The sequence below is a fragment of the Shewanella surugensis genome (assembly GCF_023284005.1).
Classification (GTDB): domain Bacteria; phylum Pseudomonadota; class Gammaproteobacteria; order Enterobacterales; family Shewanellaceae; genus Shewanella; species Shewanella surugensis.
Genome location: NZ_JAKIKS010000283.1, coordinates 1 through 1,941, shown reverse-complemented (window position 1 = coordinate 1,941; position 1,941 = coordinate 1). Strand labels below are relative to the sequence as shown.

At 34.1% G+C, this 1,941-nt stretch carries 1 protein-coding gene; it reads left to right on the top strand.

Annotated features, from left to right (window positions below; translation table 11 throughout):
* The first annotated feature begins 346 nt into the window (after positions 1–346).
* A complete protein-coding gene (locus tag L2764_RS26945; protein ID WP_248943407.1) occupies positions 347–1,756 on the top strand; it encodes an MFS transporter in 1,410 nt (469 codons plus the stop codon).
* Positions 1,757–1,941: the final 185 nt, after the last annotated feature.

Below are 1,941 nucleotides of genomic sequence, written 5' to 3'. Positions count from 1 at the left end.
ACCGATGCGGTGCAGTTCGTTTTCACTCATCGTAATTAACATGGCAACATTATTTTATGCAGGACAATTTATGACCAAGCATATCAAAATGTGACATCTCTAAATTGGGGGAATGTGACATTACTATATTGGATCTACAACCGCGCTGCGCCCAATCTCTATTATGTTAAAAGGATGATTTTTGAGGGGAATTATCTTTATTATTGAGCACTCTGATTTTTACTATAATTAATTTGTGATCTTCGAATATTGGAAGGTAGCAGCCCCTCGGCATGATGTATTCAGTTGGCAGGAGATACCATTTATTGTTGAAATCTAGGATTTTGATTATTTACAAGGAATGAATGTGGATATTGCTGATCAAGCTGATTTAGTAAAAAATGGAAAGTGGCACTGGCAATCAGCTTTATTTTTAATTTGGTTATGCTCATTAGGTTTTTATTTTCATCAATGTATGTTTCGACTTATTCCTAGTCTATATGTCCCCATGATGCATGATGGTAATATGTTGACACCCGTACAGCTCAATGTGGTATTATTTATTTTTTGGGTTGCTTATGTGGCTTTTCAATCCCCTGCGAGTCAGATAATTGATAAGTTATCCTTTGAGTTTATCCTATTATTCATGTCTTTGTTACATATTTCAGGCATATTATTACTCGCAATATCAACTCATTTCTACATGGTGGCGATGGCACTGTTTATTTTAGGTATCGCTTCTAGTTTTTCTTTCTTGTTTAGTCTATACATTGCTAAAAATATTTTTAGTCAAAAGATATATTCTTTAGCGTTAGGTATTATATTTGCGATAGCGGGTACAGCCAGCATTATGGCTAGCTTGATTTTTACGCTTTTATCTTCTCTATATGGAGCGATTACTACATTAAAGTTACTTACCTTCACCCCCATTATGTTAGTCATTATTATTCTTTACTTTATTATGATAAAGAAAAGACGATTTTTATTAAAGAGTAATACTGTTGTTTCTTCTTTACCTTCAGACTCGACTGTTAACAATGACCAATCAAAAATGATTAAAAGACATGCTAATTTAATGAAATCTTATGCATATGTTTTTTTTCATGAGTTACCTATGTTCTCTTTTTATGCTTCTTGGCTATTTCCTTTTATGCAGGATAAATTAGGTTCTCATAATTTATATGCAGACACATCTGTTGCGACCGTTTTTATTGGTTATATTATCGGATCACCGTTGTCAGGTTGGTTAACGAAAAAATTTTATCATTGTAGAGAATTCATCCTATTCATAATCAGTGGGTTAGGCATGGTTGTCAGTGTATTAGTCATCTATGCTACCTTGCCAAATATGTTGACGGTATTATTATTGTTAATGTTAGGCATGGTAAGTGGCTTTACTGTGATGGCGATGTCAATTACAGCCGATGTTGCGCCAAAAGAAACACATTCATTATCAATGAGTATCAGTAGTCAGTGTATGAGTTTAGGGGGCGCTATGGGGCTATTATTCATTGCCGGTGTTTTTTACTGGTTTGATATTGCCAGTTTGCATCCCAATTTAAAAGAGTTTCATATCATATTGTTTATTATTCCAGTGAGCTATGCTGTAGCCATGTTTATTGCATTATCAATGGCAATGTATGAACATCAGTTTGTGGCGTTATTGACTACTTTTCGACACTATACAAAAAATTCTAATGAGAATAAAACTAATACCGATAAGTTTATTGCTCAAAAATTTTTCATTGAATCGAAGAAAAAAAACCACCGAAAGTGAATAGGCGAGATTTAAGGATAAATATTTCAAATATGGAGTTTAACCCTACCAGTGATAAGGCTCATTAGAGCTATGTGATACCCCGCACTAAAACTGGACACTCAATTAAGCGACTTTTTGCTGTTCATAATGCAGTGGGCTTTGATACCCAATTGCACTATGCCTTCTTGTTCGATTGTAATCAA